Genomic DNA, 21,050 nt, shown 5'->3' with positions numbered 1-21,050 from the left:
TAAATACTAAAGAGTTATAGCAACTTCATTCTCTTTATCGGTTACTTGAGATTACTTAGGGTTACTTAATGTCCATAACTTGTCCCAATTGGTTACTAAGTAAGTAGTTTGGTACTTGGAGTTTTGCACGACAATAACTCTGATAACAAACTCTTTTATAGCTATTTAAACATTACTAAGTAAGCTGAGTAACAAAAGTTCTTAAAAACTAGATTGATCTCTAAATGCTAACTTGTTTATATCTTTTTGCGACAAATTGATCTATTTTTCGCAAATAAAATTAAATTTGCTAAAATTAGGTCAAATCTATTAAAGGTTATATTATAAAATGACAACATTTGGCAGGTTTATAAAGTCAGAAAGAGAAAAAAAGGAATGGACCCAAACGGAGTTTGGTGCAAAAATAGGAATTAATTCGAGTGCTATAAGTAGAATCGAAAATGGCACACAAAAATTCAGTAAATCAAAATTGTCATTGTTGGCTGAATTATTTGAGGTTAGCCTCCAACATATTACGGATTTATTTTTTGCCGATAAGTTTGCAAATGAAGCATTTAAAAATAAATGCTCTAATGATATTTTTAATGTCGCAAAAGAAAACGTAGAATACCTTAGAAACAAAAACACATCACAAGGAAAACTTGAATTATGAAGAAACCATTAACATATATAAGTCTTTTTAGTAGTGCAGGAATTGGTTGTTATGGCTTTAAGAAAAATGGCTTTAAATGTATTGCTACCAATGAATTGTTGGAAAAAAGAATTAATATCCAAAAGAACAATAATAAATGTGACTATGATAGAGGGTATATTTCAGGAGATATATCAGTCCCAGCAGTCAAGGAAAAACTCTTTAATGAGCTAGACTTTTGGAAACAAAATCATAATGTAAAAGAATTGGATGTATTAGTTGCTACACCTCCTTGTCAAGGAATGTCAGTAGCAAATCATAAAAAGAAAAACGAAATTACAAGAAATTCTTTAGTTGTAGAATCAATTAAAATAACCTTAGAAGTAAAACCAAGATATTTTGTGTTTGAAAATGTAAGAGCTTTTTTAACTACAACATGCACTGATACAGATGGACTAGATAAAAAGATACAAGAAGCAATCGACACTAATTTAGGTGGGCAATATAATATTCTTCATAGAGTAGTTAATTTAAAAGAATATGGTGCAAACTCTAGTAGAACAAGAACACTCGTTATTGGAGTAAGAAAAGATATTTTAAATGTAACACCTTATGACATATTCCCTAATAAAAATAAGCCCAAAACACTTAGGAAATTAATATCTGATTTACCCGCATTGACTTCAATGGGTGAAATATCTGAAGATATTTACCATTCGTACCGGGAATTTGATAAAAGGATGATTCCATGGATTGAAAACTTAAAAGAGGGACAATCAGCATTTGAAAATAATGATAAAAAGAGAATTCCACATAGAGTTATTGATGGTCAAATTGTTTATAATAAAAGTGCTAATGGCGATAAGTATGCTAGGTGGTATTGGGATAAAGAGGGACCTTGTATTCACACAAGAAACGACATATTAGCCAGTCAAAATACTATTCATCCAAGAGATAACAGAGTGTTCTCTATAAGAGAACTTATGAGAATGATGTCAATTCCAAATAGTTTTGAATGGTATCACATAAAAGAAGAAGACCTGAATAAATTATCTCATTTGGAGAAGAAACAGTTCCTTAAAAAGGAAGAACTTAATATTAGACACTGTTTAGGAGAAGCGGTTCCTACTGGAGTATTTGATAGCATCGCAAGAAACATCAAACAAGTTGAGAAGAAAAAGAAACTTACTAACTCAGAAATTAAACAGTTAGTTGAGAATCATAAATTAGAAATCACCGAAAACCTAGTTAGGTTTATTGAAGAAGAAAAGAATAATTATGCAATTGAAAATCTTTTTTTAATTGCAGAATTGTCAAATTCAAAACGACTAGATACAGCTGCTTTTTTCACAAGGCAGGATATTGGTTATTCTGTCATAAAAGATTTACCTGAATTAAAAAAGAAAAAAAGAATAAAAATACTAGAACCATCAGTAGGAGTAGGCAATTTTATTCCTCTTATATTAAATAAGTATCTAGAAAAGGAGTTAGTTGAACTTCATTTGGTTGACATAGATGAAAATTCAATTCAAATACTGAAAGCTCTACTTAAACTTATGGATATTCCCAAGAACTTTTCAATTAGCATTATAAACACAGATTTTCTTCTTTGGTCAAAGAAGAATAGATATGATGTTGTTGTTGGTAATCCGCCCTATATGAAATTGACGAATGATAAAAGTCGACTAGAAAATTATAGAAAAGGGATGTTTAACACAAATACAAATAACTTGTTTTCCTTTTTCATTGAGAAAGCCTTAAAGATTGCTGATTATGTTTCTTTAGTAGTACCTAAAAGCCTTTTAAATGCACCAGAATTTAATAAAACACGTGAGATTCTTACCAAATACAATCTCGAAAAAATATGTGATTATGGAGAAAAGGGTTTTAAAGGAGTTAAAATTGAAACGGTTAGCTTTCTAGTTTCAACAAACTCAAAGGTTAATTCAGAGCAAATATTAATTGAGAGCTATATAAATAACTCCTACCTGTATAAATCTAAAAAGTATATTGTCTCAGAATCATTCCCATATTGGTTAATTTATAGAAATACCGAATTCGATAATGTGGTTGCTAGAATGGATTTGGATATTTTTCAAAGCTTTCGTGATAGGCAAATTACAAAGTCAATAGTACAAGAGAAAGGTAAAGTAAGAGTCCTGAAAGCGAGGAACATTAAAAGTAATATGATTGATGATAAAGACGGGTATGATGCTTTCATTGACAACCCAACAGACTTGGCTGTATATAAATTTATAAATCAGAAAGATGTTGTAATGGTTCCAAATTTGACATACTATCCTAGAGCTGCTTTTCTTCCAAAAAATGCCATAACTGATGGGTCGGTTGCATTACTGACATTAAAAAATGGTAGCAGAAAACCAACAGAACAAGATTTAGCTTATTATGGAACAAAAGAATTTGAAAACTACTATAGGGTTGCAAGAAATCATGGCACTCGTTCATTAAATATTGATAATAATTCTGTATTTTTCTTTGGTCTTTTAAAAGAATTATCAGATGAAAGTTAAAATCACCGAAGAAATGAGAACACAAGCTTCAATTGAAGCAAAAAAAAGAGATGCATTTATTCAACATCACTTCAACGTAAGTCATCTTTCCTATATGGAAAGAGATATCGTAGGCTTTATCGGAGAATTTGCTTGTTGTACGTTGCTAAATATAGATTGGAAAAATAATATTCGTGAAAATTATTACACTATTGATGATTATGATTTTAAAATCAAAGGTTTTAAGACGGATGTTAAAACAGAAACTATACCATATAGATATGCTCAAAAAATATTAAACAAGACTATTAAAGATGATGAATTATATGGAAGACGCCTTATTAACAAGGGGCAATTTAGCATTTTGAGCAAATATGATTTAGTAGTTTTCAGTTTCTTTATTAGAGATAGCTTGGATTACTGGTATCCAATAGGCTATCTTGAAACAAAGGAAATAATCAATAATTATCCACCAACAATTAATAGACCAGATGGAGGGAAATATCCTTTTCCAGGATCTCCTGTGCCAATTTCAATTTTAAAACCAATTGAGGAGCTTTTATGATTAATATAATAAATGAACACTTTTCTAAATTAGATTTTGATGTTAGAAAAACGAAAGATGCTCGTTTTATGGATCAGAAAGTTACACCAGATGTCTTATCAATTATTGCAGACTGTGTACTTAACTATGATGCAGATAGAGATATAGAATTTACAAAAGATGATATTTGGAATGATAGCTATTTCAACACAAATGTTAAAGCTATCTTTAATAAACCAGACGTTCAGAATGAAACGACTCGTCAAGAATATGATAAATTTACGTCACAACCATTGAGGACATTAGCATATGCAGGTATATTAAATATGAACAAAGATGGTAATCGAAACATATATAAAATAAACAATAAAGAGCTACTTGAGTTCATTGGGATGAAAGAGCGAAATGCTTTTATCTTTTTATACCAATATTTAATTAAAGTACTAAATGACAGTAATTTATTAAGGTACTTTGATGAATTTAAGACGAATTGCCTAAATGGTACTATTGACAATGGAAATTTTCAAGAACTAAAAACTAGATTTCAAAGGTTTATTATAGGTAATACTCCAATTAATGGAACTACTGAAGTAAATCGAATTTTCCCCAAAATACTAAACGTATATGCGTGTGAGAACAATATAGAAGGTACAATTAAAGGACGCCTATCTAAGAGGCAGATTTACTATACTGACTTAATGTACAATCGACCAAATTGGAGAGATATTGATAAAAATAAGAATATTTCCAGAACAGAAGCGATTGAAGAACATGAGAATTTAATGATTGAGCAAAATGAAGCATATTCTGATTATCAGGTACAAAAGGCTATGAACATGATTAGAAAAATGTATATTGAAAGTGAAATAAACGACCAGTGGGCGAATGGTGAAGCAACACAAATTCACCATATTTTTCCTAAAGGTGATTTTCCTCAATTAGCTCACTATCTGGAAAACTTAATTAAGTTAACACCTACTCAACACTACACGAAAGCACATCCTAACAATAAAACTCAACAAGTTAATAAAGACTATCAACTGGTTTGTTTATTAGCAAAAACAGATAATATTGAACGGTCTCTATTAAAAGGTGAATTTGTTTACAGGAAAGAATCATTGATTTATGTGATTAACACAGGACTAGATGAGTCACTTGAAATGGAATTAAATTTTAGAGAAATAAAAAGAGAATTAAGTCGAATTTATAATGCAGCATAATGTATAAAAGATTATTTGGAATTAGAAGAAAGATGAGATTTGACTCACCTGAAGAATATTATGAAACACTTGGCTTTTTAGCTAAATCTGATGGGTCAATATCGTTAGTTTGGGAACATAATGAAGAACAAGGGGCTTGGGGCAGTGAAGGTAGGATACATTGTCATTCAAACTTGGATAAATTCACCGCACCTCTTAAGAGAAAGTTCACAAAAGGAAGAGCCAAAAAAGTTAAGCACAGGATTAATTGCAATGAATTTGTTGAAGACATAACCACTAATCATGGTTTCCAAATGGGAGCAGTTCAAAATTCTGGTGTAATACGCAATACAATACCTAATCAATACAAGAGTGATTTTGATAAAGGTTTTAATTTATAAATATTCTATTAATGCCTCTATATAAAATAAATAAAGGAAAAATAGATCAAATAAAAGAAAGACCTTTTAAACTTGAAAGGGACATTCAGAATCTGTTTGAAAGTAACCTTAACACGATAATGGGCTTAGATTTAGTAAAATCTGAATTCTCAATTAAAAACAAAAGAATAGATTCATTAGCTTTTGATTCACAGAGCAAAGCATTTATTATTATTGAATATAAGCGAGAAAAAAACATCAGTGTTATTGACCAAGGATTTACGTATTTAAGCTTAATGCTTGAAAACAAAGCAGACTTCATTGTTGAGTATAATGAATCAATGAAAAATCAACTTAAACGTGATGATGTAGATTGGTCTCAAACTCGTGTGGTGTTTGTCTCTCCAAGTTTTACAGATAACCAAAAACTAGCCACAAACTTTAAGGACATTGCTATTGAACTTTGGGAAGTTAAAAGGTATGAAAATGAATCTATTTCTATTTCCCCTATTAAGAAAACAAAATCGGCTGAAAGTATAAAACCCATAACTCAGCAAAACAAAGGACTAAAAGCTGTTCAAGATGAAATCAAGGTTTATACTGAAGATGACCACCTATCCAGACCTATTGAAGAAATAAAAGAGTTATATGAAAATGTAAGAGATAAAATCCTTGCGTTAGCTGATAATTTAGAGATTCAGCCACAGAAGCTATATATAGCTATTAAAAGCGATAAAAGGAACTTTGTTTATATTCATCTTCAAAAAAAGAATTTAAGACTGTGGCTAAATACAAAATGGGGCGAGCTTAACGAACCTAAAGGTATTGCTCGGGATGTTTCAAATACCGGTCATTACGGATATGGTGATTACGAAATTGATATGAAAGATGATAGCCAGTTGGAATACATCTTGAGTTTGATTAAGGAGATTTTATTAAAAGAAAAATAGAATTACAGAATTATGTTTTATGTATGGAAACTGAAAAGCACAAATTAATAACTAGTCAGGAAGAATATTCTAAGATTTTTACCGAAAATATTCGAAAGGAATCTCTTAAAACGGCACTTGATACTCGAAAGTTTGAAATTGATTTATATTGGAAAAGAGCAACATATTTTTGGGCTTTTATTGCTGCAACTTTCGCAGCTTTTTTTGTTTTGTTAAATTCTGATAAAATTGATAATTATCGGTTTATTACAATTGCTGTTTCTGTAATTGGTTTATTTTTTTCAGTTGGTTGGTATTTTGTAAATCGCGGTTCAAAACATTGGCAAGAAAATTGGGAGGAACATGTTTCTTACCTTGAAAGATCAATACAAGGACCATTGTTTGGATTTGTTAAAACTCCAGTAGATAAGTTTTATCAACTTACCAAAGGTTATCCCTTATCAGTTTCAAAGGTTAATCAAATACTAAGCTTAATGATGATATTATTTTGGCTTGGAGGTTTTGTTTTCTCACTCAATTTCACTTTTAGCAAGATGTGGGAATCTAATAACAAATACGTTTTTTTACTTAGTAAAACAGCTGTTGGAATAGCTGTATCGTTAGTGATAGTTTTTATTTTAATATGGTTGTTTAAATTCTATTCGCATTCTTTTTTAGTGAAAGACAAAAGAAAATATACAAAGGAAGAATTAAACAAAGCCTCATTCATGTCTCGAATTAACGCTAACCAATTTGTAAATAAAACACCTCTTTCAAATGACAATTTTGTCAAAATGGGTAACGATGAGTTTATTCTTTATATCCGGAAAAAAGAAAAAAAATGCAGCTTAACTAATGACCAATTGGGCAAAATGATTTGGTTATGGCTGAAAGATCAAAACCGTAAGGGACAAAAGTTTTATGAAGAACCAGTGCGTTGTATGTGGGGAAGTACAGCAAAAAACATTGGGGAACTTGGATTGCCCAAAACAGCAACCCAATTTGAATTTGATAGAAACCTTTTGCCTGAGCTGTATTGCCATCTTGATGAATTAGCAAAGATGTAGTATCAATTAGGCTATTATTTAAATAAATACACATTATAGTTTAACTGTCTACCCATTATCTATTTCTTAGATATTTGAGCTTTAACCAATTTACTGAATCAAAATGTAAGAGTTAGCATTTTGATTTAGATAAAATTCGCATAAATATTATCTTAACAACACTATCTGTCAAGGGTATAATTGAATAAATTGAGCAAACTATCTATTGTATTCCATGACATTGGCTCGTCTAACACTTTCGAATGAATCGTGTATTTGAGTTACTTTTAAATTACCAGTAAAGAGTATCTCATACATAGTAAGATTAAGCGCTGAAAGCTCACTCCAATATTTTTCAAATTGAAACCATGTAGTATTATAATCCTGACAATGATACTCATCCCTTATTAAGAAAGAATTAGTATTAATAGCGCTTAGCTCGTATATAACTGGGTTACGGTGTCTATTTAAAAGGTTATACCAACGTTCAATATATTTTTTATTGCATAAGAAAATACACTTAAGCCGTGATATGAGTTTGATGTCTAATTCTCTTCGAATCATCTCATACATAATCTCTACTCTAATTGATTCGAAAATATTACCATTTATTTCTGATAGTTTCTGTTTTTTTATTCGCGTATATAAAGCATCAAATTCAGTTCTTGTAATATCTAAATCTTCGTTAATGAAACTAGACAGAAGTAATTTCTCATCTTTAGTTAGGTAAGGTGCTTCTTTTATATTATTGAGTGTCTTAATTCCATGACCACCTAACTCCACTCCTGTTATATATATAGTATCCCCAACTTCGATATTCTTATAATGTACTGATTCAATATGATATAGCTTATCTGGGAGTTCCTGAATAATTTTCTTACCTGGCATAATGTCTATTTAATAATTGTTCCTTCTGATAGGGGATTTATTCCTCAAGAAATATTCCACAATTTAATAAAGCCTGATTTACAAAAGTAAGAAATGAATCTATTCTCAGAATAAGTAGGAATGATATTTATTAGCGTTTATTTCCGCAGTTTTAAAGAATGATTTTCACCTTCTTCATTTACAGGAAAACATTCCTAACAAATTCATGTAAATTTTAAAAGTAAAAAGAACAGTGCTTTAACATAAATGGGACATGGAAGTGTAAGATGCCAGATAATGCATCCAATCAAATTGCTGAATGCGAACTCATTCTACCTGAAAATTTAGTATGAACTTAATCTTTATCAAGCATTTTGGTTATTCTCAAAAATCGTAACTTTTATTTTAAAAGAATACGATTATGGAAGAAGATAAACTTTATTCAGAAATCAAACACTTACGATATCTATTGGCAAAAGTTGTAGGTAGTCAAGATTATCCAAAGCGAGAGCAATTCTCGAAAGAAGCTATAAAAAAAGCTGCTTCTGAGTTTCGTAAGTTACAAACAGAAAGAGGTGAATGGATTCCTGAGTATGATATTTCTAAAATTATTCGCAAGGCAGGTTATCGCGCCGGAAGATTTATCATTGAAAAATTCAATTTCAAGAACTTCTATATCCGTGGGCAACAATACTTTTTTAGTAGAAAAGATTTGATTGAACTTAATAAGGAACTTAAAGCACGAAAAATCAATTTAGGAAAGTATATGGAGCTTGAAGATGACAAGGATAAGTTTCATAAATATCTTAACGATTTAAAACAAGGAAAAAAAAGACGTCCTCGTTATAAGATTCCTGATGAATTAAAGGAAATCAATAGTCAACCATATAATCATCCTCCCAAAGAAAAGATTTTAGCACACATTGATTTACTTATGGAAGAGTTTAACAATGATAAATTAGTTGAATACATTGACATTTTTAATGAAAACTATGCCATGTATAAACAGATTTATTACTTTGACCGTTATGTAGATCCAGATATCAAGAAAAAATGTAATCGATGGTGTTTCGAATTTAACTATGCACAAGATGCTTTGAAAGAAATTAGGAAAATTCGTAGTCAGGTAATTTATTAAGCAAAGACATTTTTTCTATCTTAGCAACACTATCTATCAAGGGTATAATTGAATAAATTATGCCCAATGTTTTTAAATATACCCTTCAAATAAGCCTTCATTATAGGCTTATTGTTGCTTGTACCTGTCACATTCGTCCGATTAGTTCAATAAGCACCCTACAAAATTGGGGATGCTTAAAAAAGTACGTAATATATCCTCGACATATACTTGAATTCAGTTCAATTATTCAAAAAAGCACTAAAAAGGAAGTCAAAGCAGTATTAAAGCGATTAAGCAACCTGCTTTTATCTACTTGGAGAATGTGTTCTGGTATTAATTTCAACCAAATTTCAAGACCATGAAGCTACGCAGAACATACCTAAAGCAAACTGTGGCTTCAAAATTATACCCGGATAGCATCAATGCCAATTCAGCCATGCAAGCCTTACGAAGAGAAATTAGAGCAACACCTCAATTAAATCAGCTATTACAGGCTGCATGCCGTAAAGAGAAGCTTCATTATTATACCAGAAAGCAATTTTTAATCCTTCTTGACCATTTCTGCATAACACAGGAAGAATTTGAGTTACTGTAGAGGTTTAACTTCAATAATGTAGCATAATCAAAATGCAGGTACGTTTACCTTCGTTCATCGACAATCACCCTTCCGGTAAGCCTACAATATGTTTGCTCCCACTATGGAAGCAAGCACGAAAAAAGTACTAGGCACATTAGCAGTTGCAGCAGCCGTTGGCGGTGGTTTTTACCTGATTAAAAAAGGCAAGAAACTCCTGTCCGGTGCAAAAATGAACTTTGCACTCCTTGGTTTTCGTATTCATAAACTGGACTTTCAAGAGGTTCAGTTTGCTGTAAAACTCCGCTGTTACAATCCTACCTTAGCTCCTATCAATATAGCTGTTAACCAAGTTGTAGCCAAATACAAAGGTTCAGCAATCGCTTATTCCACCCCCGATATTAAAGGTCTGACTATTCCGGCAGGCAAATCACAAGAACCGGAAATTTTATTTCAAGTGCCTTACCTGAATCTAATGGGTAAAGGCTTGACTATGGCTGCACTTCAAAATACGCAGCAGCTTAAAGCCGATATGACCTTTGCGCTAACCATCAGCGTGAATGGGGAAACGATTACCACTACGCAAAATTTAATAGACGATAATATGAGCGGATTAGCATTGGGAGAATTGGGTATTGTATCCGGCCCTCGTAATACAAAAGGCGGTCGCAAATACAACCACCTCATAAAAAAAGCATCCGGCAAAGATGTATTTGTAAAGAACGGTAATGTTCTGGAAACCGTTGAAAGTTGTATTGACTTGGTTGCCGAACACTACCTTGAAGTTGAAGACTTGGCTAAAATGTTGCAAGGCGATTCGCTAAAAAGTACCTGCCGGAACATCTTTGATTTTTCCTACTCCTACCTGCAATACCACAAAGATGAAAATGGAACAGAACAACTCCGTACTCCTGCCCGAAGCTGGCTCGATGGACAAATTAAGTTCAAACAACAGGGTAAAACATCATCCGGTATTGATTGCGATGATTACAGCATTTTTGTGGGTTCCATCCTTAAATGTTTGGGTATTCCATTTAAATTCAGAATTACCAAATACGATGGTAAAAGGAACTTTCAGCATATCTATGTTTTTGTTCCTGCCATTGGCGATAGTGAAGATGAGATTATCATAGACCCGGTACTTTCCAAATTCGATTACCAGAAACCATACAGCTTTGAAAAGTCTGACTTTAACATGTCACCACTCCAGATGGTTGCAGGTGTTCATGGTATTGATGGATTGACTGGTTCTACTTCATTGGGTTTACCCATCTATGCTTTATCGGGAATAGATTATGCCGGGGGAAGCATGGCAAATGATAATGATGCAGACCTAATGGCCGTTGTTTTCGGTATTGATTTTGAAGATACGGTCAACGGACTTGGTGACCCGGATGCAGCCACATTAAATTACCTGAAACGAACCAGAAACTTCTTGCTTAAAAACAAGGAGAATAAAGGTAAGATGGCTCACATACAAAACCCTGACCAGTTCATTAGTATGCTTGACCAAGCCATTAAGTTCTGGCACACTCCTCAGCGAGAAAAAGTACTGGATAAACTGGCTGAAATTGAAGAAGCTCTCGCAGAAAAAGGACTGATTAAATATGATATTGATGCCATTGAAGGGCTACTGGAGTTTGACGATTTAGAAAATGAAATGGATGGTTTGGGCAGAAGAAAGCGCAGAGGTCGCTTTTGGAGAGCCATTAAACGTGTAGGCAAGAAAATCGGTAAAGTAGCCAAGAAAGTGGTTAAAGCAGTTGTTCGTTTTAATCCTCTTTCAATAGCCATTCGTAATGGATTATTGGCAGCCTTACGCCTGAATATGTTTGGCATTGCCAAAAAACTACAATACGCCTATTTATCGAATAACCTTGCAGCTAAACACAATATTGATGCAAAGAAATTAAAGGATTTAAAGAAACGACACAATCGAGTTCGCAAGCTCTTTAAAGGATTACAGGGAAAGGAAAAGAACCTGAGAAAAGCCATTCTTAAAGGTGCAAAACAAAAGAGTTCCGACTTCTCATTAAAAGGCATGGATGGATTATTAGCCGATTTGCAAGGTCTGGAATCCATTGGTGAATTAGCAGAACTGGGACAAATGGGAGCAGTTGCTACCGCAGCATCGGTTGGTGCAGCTACCGGAGTTCTGGCAAAAATCAAAAGTTGGCTCAAACCAGTAAAGAACATCTTTACCAAAATCAAAAACAAGGTTGCTCCAAACAGACAAGCAGCTCCACAAACTACGGATACGCAATCATACAACACACAGGATATGGTGCAGCCATTGACACCAATGACACCCATCAGTCCTACGAATATTAGTGTTCCGCAAGTAACTACTCCAATTACCCCGGTTGTGCCAATGCAGAAATCAGCAAGTGTACCTGCCACAGTTAATCCGAAAAAAGGCATGAGCAAAGGGGCAAAAATTGGAATCGGTCTTGGTGTGGCAGCATTAATCGGAACCGGAGCTTATTTCATGTTCCGCAAGGATGATGAGCCAAAGAGTAAGTCAACTCCTAAGAAATCCACAGAGAAGAAATTATTGGGAAGCATCTCGCTTCAATAACAAATGCAATTCAATAAATAAAAATTAGAAACATGGCAGTTAAAAAAACTACGAGTCAAACTCGTGCAAGAACAAGGTCAACCGCCACAAAGATTGACTTTATGAAAGCCACCAACAACATAGGCAAGCCTATTGCTGCCGTAGCAGGGTTTGCTGTTGGTAAGTATGCACTTAAAAAGCTTGAAAAGAGTCCAACGGTAAGCGGACTACTAGGTTCGGACATGAAAACCTACATCGTTCCGGCAGCGGTTACTATGGGTAGTTTGGTTGTTACACAGTTCACCAAAAATGAATACATCAAAATTGGTCTGGTAGGTGCAGCAGGTGCAGGTGTGGAATCCATCGTGAAAAAAGCGACTGGTAAAACCATCCTTCAAGGACTGGAAGGTTTAATGGGTGACGAATACACCGATTACGAGGAAGTCGATGGACTACAAGCATTGAATCCGGTAACTCAAGCTCTTCCGGCAGCAGATATTGACATCGAAAGAGAAATCCAAGCTTCGGTTTCTGGTGCAGCAAGTGATTTTAGCATGAGCGATGAACCTATGGGTAGCGCAGCTAAAGACTTCTCCATGTCAGATGAGCCAATTGGTTCGGATGATGACGAGGAAGAAGCAGTTGGCAAAATTACCAACCTTGACCCGGACAGCATGGACTATGACATCTTTTCGGGCGATATGATGGAATCCTAGTTCCGTCAGCGTTTGATACAATTTGAATTAATCAATTTTTAATAACACAAAAGAGAGTAAAATCATGGCAGAAATTAATGAGCAAAATGATTTGTATCCTTCAATGGAAGAGGTTGAAGGTTTAGAAGAAGCGGTTCTTGACAAAGAAGAGGACGCATTAGAAAAAGAGGAAGACCAAGACGATGCCGTTGATGGTATTGGTGATTTAGGTCGTTCTCGCAGACGCAGCCGTAGAAGGGCTCGCAGAAGTCGAAGACGTAGCAGCCGAAGACGTTCTGTTCGCAGGTCGTACAATGCAGGTGCAAGAAGTACAGCCGTTAAAACCGGACTTACAAAGAACCTGACTTCTAAAGGTCAGTTTGAGCTTCGCAGACAACAATTGCCACCTGAGATTCAGAAGGCATTGAAAGATGCACGAATGCAAACTGTTGATGCAGCTATCTACACGGTAAAGAGCATCAAGGACAAGTCCGATATTGATTTGATGGAGGCATCAGACGATAAGAAATCAGGACGTACCAACCTGAATCGTGCGCAGTTGGATAGTGGTAAATACTTCCTTTTAACCGATGTGGTTCTGGAGTACGCTCACGGAGCTTCTGAGGAAGATATTGACCCGGCAGATTTTGCTTTTGGTCAGTTTGCGTTACCACCGCAAATCCTGAACGGTACGTTTGAAATGACCTTGGGAACTAAGGTAATCATGCCTGAAATCTCATGTGCAGTATTCGATGATACCGATACGACCAAGCGTAAGTTCCAGTACAAACTGGCGAATCCAAAATGGTTAAAACCATCAATGGACATCACGCCAAAGCTGAACATGCCTAAAGCAATCAATAACGGAGATAAGGTGTTTAATCCTGCCGTTAAGGTAACACTACTGGGTACTATCACAGAGAAAGCATAGTAACTGAGTTTGTTCATAATCGAAAAGGGGGCGGTATTACTGCCGTTCCCTTTCTTTCCTAATTAATTACGAATGGAAGCACAAGAGAATATTAAGAAACTACAAGTTGTAAAGTTTGAGGTCAAGAAAGGTCAGACTTTCGAGTTTAACGGCAATACCAAAACAGAGCATGACCGTATCAAGGGTATCTTTCTTCGTTTGTCGAACCAACAAGCTCTGCCGGGTTCAACTTTAAGGGTTTGGATTGATGATACGGAAATCATCCCGGATGATACCGAAGTGGCACTATTACACCACAACGATGATATGAGCATTCAGGATGTTGCCTTTCCGGTGGATGAGAAAGCCAAGAACAGCCCTGTACGAATTATCTACAAAGACAACAGCGAAAACCTTGCAGTTAGCGATAGCTATGATGTTCGTGTGTACCTGTTAACCGAAGTAAACAAGTAAAATTTATCACCCCCATCGAGATGAAACGATACTTTGTTATATCCCACCAATCGAAAGACAATAGTCACATTAACGTTCAGGACTTGCTACCTGCATCTTGTAAGTTAATTACCGGAATTGCTGTAAACGCTACGGCAAAGCAGGATGGTCAGTTAGAGGATGTAATCGAGTTGTTGTCATTCCCAAAGCACCTGATAACCGATTTACTGGAACAGGATAGCATTGTTGACCTGTTTTATTCCTACTTACGCACACGTTCAAGTGAGGAAGATAGCCGGGCTTATTTTGTTAGTGATATGCTACCTGAAATCACCCGGATATTAAGTCATAATATCAAGTACACTTGCTTGAAAGATTTAGAACAGGAAGAACTGGAGCAAAACATTACCGATACATTCAATAACGAATTTACAGATTACCTCTATGGTGAAGTTGGTCTTTATGAGAAGGGCAAATACTTAAACAATCTGGAATTCGCCGATTTGATTGCCCAACATACATTGATGTTTGCCTATAAAAAACGTGAAGATGTGTTTTTGCATATCAAACAGGAATACAAGCGTCCGGAACCTTATGAATGTGGCAATATCAGTCTGCTTGTAAACGGCAACAGCTTCTTACTTCGTGATTACATGGTGACAGCCAATCGCAAGGTACGTCACATGATAAAAGAGATTATCCCTTTCCATGAGCCATTGGAAGTGAATAGCAATATCCATACGGTTTTCAAGAGCAATAAGAACAGTGATAACAACACTTTAACCCTTAGAATTTACATTGAATATGAACACGAGTGAGTTATTACATACAATTGCTAAAGACCGTATTGCCGGAATGCGAACCATTGACAGTTACCAGTTAAAACCAACGGTCATTCGTGTTACAGAAGCCAACCAGACATTGGATTTAAAGAATGATATGTGGATTCTGAACACCAAAGGATTGCCCGGAAGCATCGAAGAAATGGAACTGGTAAGCTCCGACAATGTATTCACAGCAACACCTGAAGAATACGAGTTCATGGACGAATACCGCTATCAGGTTTTTACCGATTACATCGACATAAAAACCAATACAGAGAGCTTTAAGCCTTACCGCTTGGAGTTTGTAAAGATTATCCCACACCGAAATTAATAATGATATGTTGGACTTTAGAGAGCAAATACAAAGCATATACGATTTTATCAAGCGTTCAGAGGAACAGCAAAAATACCCTTACGCTTACGAGATTTACCTTTTAACCGGAGTTGATGAAACGGCATTGACATCAAGAACCTCCGGCACTTCATCCTTTAATCAGGATATTGAAAATGCCGTTGAGAAAGCAAAACAAGCACACGGCACATTGAAAGTTTATGTATTTGGTGGCAAAAGCCCCAATGCAAGAAGATTAAACACCTACACAGTTAACGTAAGTGGCTTAATGAACCCACCAAAACCACCCATTGAAAAAGCAGACATACAGATTCTTGTCAAAGAAGAAGTAAAGAAGATGAATGAGGAGAACAGTACTCCAAGCATAGGACTTGGCGGTTTATTGGGACTGGTAAAAGATGAAAATGCCAGAAATGATATTGAAGGTTTGTTTGGTTTGTTCAATGCATTATCCGGCAATAACAAGGAAGTTGAGCGAATAGGCTACCAAAAGCAGTTGGATGACTTCAAGTTTGAGACACGTTACAATATGCTTCAGGAGAAGTATGAGAAGCTAAGTAATGAGAATACCGAGCTTCGTGTTGAACGTGACCAATTCAATAATGAGAACCAAGAGTTGAAACGTGAGAAAACAGACTTGGAACAAAGACTGGCAGGTTATGCTCCCAACGAACTGATGAAACGTGTTGCCATAGGCGTGGTATCTGGTATCGGTACAAAAATATTAAGCAATAGTCCTAAAACAGCAGAGCTATTTGGCTTATCACCGGAGGAACTTAAAGGAGCTTTAGGTCTGGTAGAAGACCATTCAGAAGAACCACAATCCATCCCAGAAACCAATGTTGAGATTAGCGAAGTAGGCTCTCCACAAACACCGGAAGAAAAGCAAAAGGCAACCATCATTAAGAACCTTTCAGATGCCCTGTCAACTTGGGAACTGGAAGATGTAGCCAAGATTGCCAATATCGTTGGATTATGTCTTGACCGGGCTGAACTCATCAACAAAACACTCATGTTCCTGAATCAATCCATGCAAGGCGTTCAGGAAGAATCAACCGAATTAGACTCTCAGCGAGAGTAGCAATAGGATTTACATCATTAAAAAGCATACGATTATGAGACAATTTAAAATAGGAATCACCATCGAGGCTGAAAAGCCGGAGAAAGTAAAGGAAGTGGGCAACCTGATTCAAAATGCAGTCAACAAGGTTGAGCAGGAAGATATTATCAAGCTTCTGACCAAAGTAGCAAAGAACCCAAGCATAGTTAAAAAGGCACTAAGGTTTATCTAATGAATTTAAGTGCAACAAATAAAGCAGCATTAATCAGTTCGGGAATACGAATCGGCATTCCGGTATTGGCAATTGGTGTGGGTATTTACGCCATCCGCAAGATGTTTAAGCGTAACCCTGATGGAACATCATCAACGGTTGCCCCATCTTTAAAGGATATGGTACTCCAAAAGGAGAACCTGACCATCTCACCATCCGATGCTGCTTTATTTGCCAATACACTCTATGGTGCAATGCTTGATTTTGGTACGGATGAAAAGACTATTTACAGCACCATTGATAAAATCCAGACCAAGGATGATATGCTACTGGTGATAAAAGCCTTTGGTATGAAGATGTACCTCTGGGGTACTCGTGCAGCCTTCCTTGGTCAGAACTACAACCTGATTGGTTGGTTACGCTTTGAATTAGACGATAAAGAGATTGCTAAAATCAAGCCCAAATTCGATAGTTGGGGCATTCCTCTCTAAACACCAATACAACTATGGATAAGAAGCAAAAGAAGATATTATTTATTTCGGGAGGGGTGTTAACCACCGGGGCAATAGTTACAACCGTTTTACTAGTTCGCAGAAGAAACAGGCGTAAGCGTGATCTATTGCCCCCAAGTGGTTCTGATACACGTCCGGCAAATATTTTGACTACAAACAACAATACTTTGCCTCCGAACTTTCAAAACTGGAATGGGGGAAACACCTATCTGTCCAATGCACCAAGGGGAATCAGAAATAACAATCCGGGCAACCTGATTTACACCAAAATCAAGTGGAACGGAAAACTACCGAAAGAGCAGAATAAGGACAGGCGTTTTGAAATGTTTATTGCTCCGGTTTATGGTGTTCGTGCCATGATAAAAGACCTCAAGCATGATATTGAAAAGGGCAAGAACACGGTTCCGGCTCTTATCGAGGAGTATGCACCCAAATTCGAGAACAATACAGCAGCTTACATCAATACGGTTTGTAAGGATTTAAAGGTGAGCAAAACAGCTAAGCTTTTGCCAACTAAGAATACACTTCGCCTTCTGGTGTTATCCATCGCTAGGGTTGAAAACGGAGGTAATTACGTCAGCAACGAACTGTTTGACAGGGCTTATTCAATGATATAACCCTCAAGGAGGGAGCTAATAAAGATTTACAAAACAAGAAACGACTTTAAATATGGGAACAATCAAGATGTTTAGGGGAACAACCCCACCGTTATTGAAAAAGGGAGAATGGGCTTCGGATGGTCATTATGCTTATCTAGGAATGGAACACGGACAATATAAAGTGTTTCAGGGTGTATTTGACATGAGCAAAGACCAGGAGATTACCGGGTTTGAATACGACCTGGATGAAAAAGCAATTGTCATTCCTTCAGGTACTCCTTTCTCAAAGCTTCAACGCTTATTCGATACGCTACCAAAGGCTTTAAAATACCACACAAACGAGAAAGCAAGTATCGACATCATGTTTGAAGATGGTACTTTCATCAACGACTTAGGAACGTTCCTGGTACTTCGTGATTTCTCCTACCAAATAAACATTAAGTCACTTAGCAATAAAGTGGATGGTGTAGTTGGAACGTATGTAAAACCCGTCATTTTTCAAAGTGATAGAGCTATCGAAATATACAATAGTGCGGTAAACTTCTCTGATATTCGTTTTGAATATTCAGATGCTTCAAACGGTGCAATTGCTTACCTGAACAGTACTACCAACATTGATGATTGTTGTTTTGATGCCAAGGTCAACCAGTCATGCGTATTTGACCGGGGCTATAATAAGATTGTATTTTCCGATACTTATTTCAAGATGAACCGGGATGTGGAGGATTCCATTCTGGATAAAGCATCGGTTGGTTCGTTTATTAATATTGCAAGAAGTAAATCTGCACCGGATTTCAGACCCAAAACAATTGTAAGTTCATTAAGTGGTGGGATGATTATTGCTGGGAATGTTGAAGACTTACTTATCTCAGAGAAAAGTCCGGTTTATATGCCTAATGGAGGTGTAGAGATTCATGGTGGTTTTGTTACCCGACCTGATGGAAACATTGACATAGCCGTTCCAACCAAGTTTTCACAGTTGGAAAACGACATGAACCTGACTAGCGATTTTGAGCAGTTGGAGAACAAACCAACGACTATTACTCAGGAACAAGTAACAGCTATTGAAGCCAATAACCGCAAAAACTCTTATCCACAGGAAGATGCAGAGAAGTTAGCAGGTATTGAGGAAAACGCCACAGTTGGAGCGGACTGGGAATCGAATGTACAAAACAAGCCTGTTACCATTACACAGGAACAATCGGCAGCTATTGAAGCAAACAGTCTAAAAAGAAGCTATCCGCAAACCGATGAAGATAAACTGACAGGTATTGAGGAAAATGCTACTGTTGGTGCTGATTGGGAAAGCAATGTGCAGAATAAACCTGTAACTATTTCTCCGCAACAAGCAGCCGATATTGAAGCCAACAACAATAAACGCAGTTACCCACAGGTAGATGAAGATAAGCTTTCCGGAATTGAAGAAAATGCCACCGTTGGAGCTGATTGGGAAACAAATTTACAGAACAAGCCTGTAACGATTTCACCGGAACAGGCAGCAGCTATCGAAGCCAATACCCAAAAAGTAAGCTACCCACAAGTGGATGCCGATAAGTTAGCAAGTATAGAAGAAAATGCCACGGTTGGCGCAGACTGGGAAACGAATGTACAGAACAAACCTGTAACCATTTCTCCTGAACAAGCCGAAGCAATTGAAGCTAATACACAAAAGCGTAGCTATCCACAGGTAGATGAAGATAAGCTTACAGGGATTGAAGAAAACGCAACGGTTGGAGCAGATTGGGAAACCAATATTCAAAATAAGCCTGTAACGATTTCACCGGATCAAGCAGCAGCAATTGAAGCTAATACTCAAAAAGTAAGCTACCCACAAGCTGATGCCGATAAGTTAGCAGGGATTGAAGAGAATGCTACTGTTGGCGCAGACTGGGAAACGAACGTACAAAATAAACCTGTTACTATTTCACCGGAACAGGCAGCAGCTATTGAAACCAATAGCCAAAAGAATACCTACCCACAAGTGGATGCTGATAAGTTAGCAGGTATCGAGGAAAACGCCACAGTTGGTGCAGACTGGGAGACTAATTTACAGAACAAACCTGTAACCATTACCCCAGAACAATCGGCAGCCATTGAAGCTAATACTCAAAAGGTAAGCTATCCACAAGCCGATTCTGATAAGTTGGCAGGGATTGAGGAAAACGCAACGGTTGGCGCAGACTGGGAAACGAATGTGCAGAATAAACCAGTTACCATTTCACAGGAACAGACAGCAGCTATTGAAGCGAATACTCAAAAACGCAGCTATCCGCAGGTTGATGAAGATAAACTGGCAGGTATTGAAGAAAATGCCACCGTTGGTGCTGACTGGGATACAAACCTTCAAAACATACCGGACTTCCTTAAACAGTTCTTACAGGTATATGCTGATTCTGGGATTTTCTCTGGCGAGGATTGGGAAGCAAAACTGGCTGAGATACTGAACTTCCAAATCAACTTCATGAAAAACTTTGTGGATGCAGATGTGGAAAGCCTTTCGGTTGATGTGGCCGGGAATAACCTGAAGTTGAGATTTACAGATGAAACTGATAAAACCATTACACTCCAATAATTATGAAAGCATTAGTATTAGGAAGTTTATTCACGGCTTTTATTTCATTAGTGGTATATCTCACTTCAATAATCGCTGTTCACGGCATACGAAAGTCAATTTCTGACAGTAATTACTTTTTGCAAAAGCCCTACAAGCTTGTATTTGAAATAGTAATGTGGATATGTGGGCTAGCCATAATCATTACCGGAATCTTCATTAAGGAGAACCCTGATTGGATGGTAATTGCCGGAGGTTCTGGAATATTTATGGTTGGTGTATTTTCAGATTTTAAGCGAAGCATGATAATCCGATTAGCACACTACTTCTTTGCCATTGGCGGCTTTACGCTTCTTGGATTAAGTTACCATTTCAGTTTCGGGTATATCAACTATACTATCTTGATAGGCATATCTGCCCTTTTTGCAAGTGCCTTTGCGGATAAGCGTATTTGGTGCTTAGAACTCACTTTATCGTCAGAGATATTTATTGGTCTTTTCTATTTAGCTCATTCAATCATGTAAAA

Annotated in this window: 22 protein-coding genes; 21 read left to right on the top strand and 1 reads right to left on the bottom strand. The window is 36.3% G+C overall.

Annotation, left to right across the window (positions count from 1 at the left end; translation table 11 throughout):
- Positions 1 to 328 precede the first annotated feature (328 nt).
- The 7 genes from FNN09_RS10655 to FNN09_RS10625 are packed head-to-tail and all read left to right on the top strand — an operon-like array spanning position 329 to position 7,260.
- Positions 329 to 652 (top strand): helix-turn-helix transcriptional regulator, encoded by a 324-nt coding sequence (locus FNN09_RS10655; protein ID WP_143302290.1) that lies wholly within the window; start codon positions 329 to 331, stop codon positions 650 to 652.
- Positions 649 to 3,162, top strand: coding sequence for a DNA cytosine methyltransferase (locus FNN09_RS10650; RefSeq protein WP_143302288.1), 2,514 nt, complete (start codon positions 649 to 651; stop codon positions 3,160 to 3,162). Before FNN09_RS10655 ends, FNN09_RS10650 begins: the two co-directional genes overlap by 4 nt.
- Positions 3,152 to 3,706 carry a hypothetical protein gene (locus FNN09_RS10645; RefSeq protein ID WP_143302286.1) on the top strand — a complete coding sequence of 185 codons (555 nt, stop codon included), beginning with the start codon at positions 3,152 to 3,154 and terminating at the stop codon, positions 3,704 to 3,706. The genes FNN09_RS10650 and FNN09_RS10645 overlap by 11 nt, the downstream gene beginning before the upstream one ends.
- Entirely contained in the window at positions 3,703 to 4,905 is a 1,203-nt protein-coding gene (locus FNN09_RS10640; RefSeq protein WP_143302284.1) for a hypothetical protein, read from the top strand. Before FNN09_RS10645 ends, FNN09_RS10640 begins: the two co-directional genes overlap by 4 nt.
- Positions 4,905 to 5,285 (top strand): hypothetical protein, encoded by a 381-nt coding sequence (locus tag FNN09_RS10635; protein WP_143302283.1) that lies wholly within the window; start codon positions 4,905 to 4,907, stop codon positions 5,283 to 5,285. The genes FNN09_RS10640 and FNN09_RS10635 overlap by 1 nt, the downstream gene beginning before the upstream one ends.
- Positions 5,286 to 5,296: 11 nt before the next feature.
- A complete protein-coding gene (locus FNN09_RS10630; RefSeq protein ID WP_143302281.1) occupies positions 5,297 to 6,214 on the top strand; it encodes a DUF5655 domain-containing protein in 918 nt (305 codons plus the stop codon).
- A 23-nt stretch (positions 6,215 to 6,237) separates the two neighbouring features.
- A complete protein-coding gene (locus FNN09_RS10625) occupies positions 6,238 to 7,260 on the top strand; it encodes a hypothetical protein (protein ID WP_143302279.1) in 1,023 nt (340 codons plus the stop codon).
- Between the two features lie 198 nt (positions 7,261 to 7,458).
- Here the strand turns inward: FNN09_RS10625 and FNN09_RS10620 are convergent, their stop codons facing one another.
- Entirely contained in the window at positions 7,459 to 8,127 is a 669-nt protein-coding gene (locus tag FNN09_RS10620; RefSeq protein WP_143302277.1) for a hypothetical protein, read from the bottom strand.
- Positions 8,128 to 8,527: 400 nt separating this feature from the next.
- Between FNN09_RS10620 and FNN09_RS10615 the strand changes: the two genes are divergently transcribed.
- The 14 genes from FNN09_RS10615 (at position 8,528) to FNN09_RS10555 (ending at position 21,048) form a co-directional block, all read left to right on the top strand.
- Positions 8,528 to 9,244: a hypothetical protein gene (locus FNN09_RS10615; protein ID WP_143302275.1), complete on the top strand. Its 717-nt coding sequence runs from the start codon at positions 8,528 to 8,530 to the stop codon at positions 9,242 to 9,244.
- A 340-nt stretch (positions 9,245 to 9,584) separates the two neighbouring features.
- Entirely contained in the window at positions 9,585 to 9,821 is a 237-nt protein-coding gene (locus FNN09_RS10610; RefSeq protein WP_143302273.1) for a DUF4248 domain-containing protein, read from the top strand.
- Positions 9,822 to 9,924: 103 nt separating this feature from the next.
- Positions 9,925 to 12,378, top strand: coding sequence for a hypothetical protein (locus FNN09_RS10605; RefSeq protein WP_143302271.1), 2,454 nt, complete (start codon positions 9,925 to 9,927; stop codon positions 12,376 to 12,378).
- A 32-nt stretch (positions 12,379 to 12,410) separates the two neighbouring features.
- Positions 12,411 to 13,073 (top strand): hypothetical protein, encoded by a 663-nt coding sequence (locus FNN09_RS10600; protein WP_143302269.1) that lies wholly within the window; start codon positions 12,411 to 12,413, stop codon positions 13,071 to 13,073.
- A gap of 64 nt (positions 13,074 to 13,137) precedes the next feature.
- The gene (locus FNN09_RS10595) at positions 13,138 to 13,983 is read left to right on the top strand and encodes a hypothetical protein (protein WP_143302267.1); all 846 of its coding nucleotides are present in this window, start codon (positions 13,138 to 13,140) and stop codon (positions 13,981 to 13,983) included.
- 72 nt (positions 13,984 to 14,055) lie between these two features.
- Positions 14,056 to 14,436 carry a hypothetical protein gene (locus tag FNN09_RS10590; protein WP_143302265.1) on the top strand — a complete coding sequence of 127 codons (381 nt, stop codon included), beginning with the start codon at positions 14,056 to 14,058 and terminating at the stop codon, positions 14,434 to 14,436.
- 20 nt (positions 14,437 to 14,456) lie between these two features.
- A complete protein-coding gene (locus tag FNN09_RS10585; protein ID WP_143302263.1) occupies positions 14,457 to 15,233 on the top strand; it encodes a hypothetical protein in 777 nt (258 codons plus the stop codon).
- Positions 15,220 to 15,570 (top strand): hypothetical protein, encoded by a 351-nt coding sequence (locus FNN09_RS10580; protein ID WP_143302261.1) that lies wholly within the window; start codon positions 15,220 to 15,222, stop codon positions 15,568 to 15,570. The genes FNN09_RS10585 and FNN09_RS10580 overlap by 14 nt, the downstream gene beginning before the upstream one ends.
- Before the next feature lie 7 nt (positions 15,571 to 15,577).
- Positions 15,578 to 16,672, top strand: a complete 1,095-nt coding sequence (locus FNN09_RS10575; protein WP_143302260.1) for a hypothetical protein — start codon at positions 15,578 to 15,580, stop codon at positions 16,670 to 16,672.
- Between the two features lie 34 nt (positions 16,673 to 16,706).
- Positions 16,707 to 16,883, top strand: a complete 177-nt coding sequence (locus FNN09_RS21140) for a hypothetical protein (protein WP_185968963.1) — start codon at positions 16,707 to 16,709, stop codon at positions 16,881 to 16,883.
- A complete protein-coding gene (locus FNN09_RS10570) occupies positions 16,883 to 17,353 on the top strand; it encodes a hypothetical protein (protein WP_143302258.1) in 471 nt (156 codons plus the stop codon). The genes FNN09_RS21140 and FNN09_RS10570 overlap by 1 nt, the downstream gene beginning before the upstream one ends.
- A gap of 14 nt (positions 17,354 to 17,367) precedes the next feature.
- Positions 17,368 to 17,991, top strand: a complete 624-nt coding sequence (locus FNN09_RS10565; RefSeq protein ID WP_143302256.1) for a hypothetical protein — start codon at positions 17,368 to 17,370, stop codon at positions 17,989 to 17,991.
- A 52-nt stretch (positions 17,992 to 18,043) separates the two neighbouring features.
- Positions 18,044 to 20,545 (top strand): hypothetical protein, encoded by a 2,502-nt coding sequence (locus FNN09_RS10560; RefSeq protein WP_143302254.1) that lies wholly within the window; start codon positions 18,044 to 18,046, stop codon positions 20,543 to 20,545.
- 2 nt (positions 20,546 to 20,547) lie between these two features.
- Positions 20,548 to 21,048, top strand: a complete 501-nt coding sequence (locus FNN09_RS10555) for a hypothetical protein (protein ID WP_143302252.1) — start codon at positions 20,548 to 20,550, stop codon at positions 21,046 to 21,048.
- Positions 21,049 to 21,050 lie beyond the last annotated feature (2 nt).

It is taken from the genome of Carboxylicivirga sp. M1479 (assembly GCF_007097485.1).
Taxonomy (GTDB): Bacteria; Bacteroidota; Bacteroidia; order Bacteroidales; family Marinilabiliaceae; genus Carboxylicivirga.
This window is presented reverse-complemented; position numbering and strand designations above follow the sequence as displayed.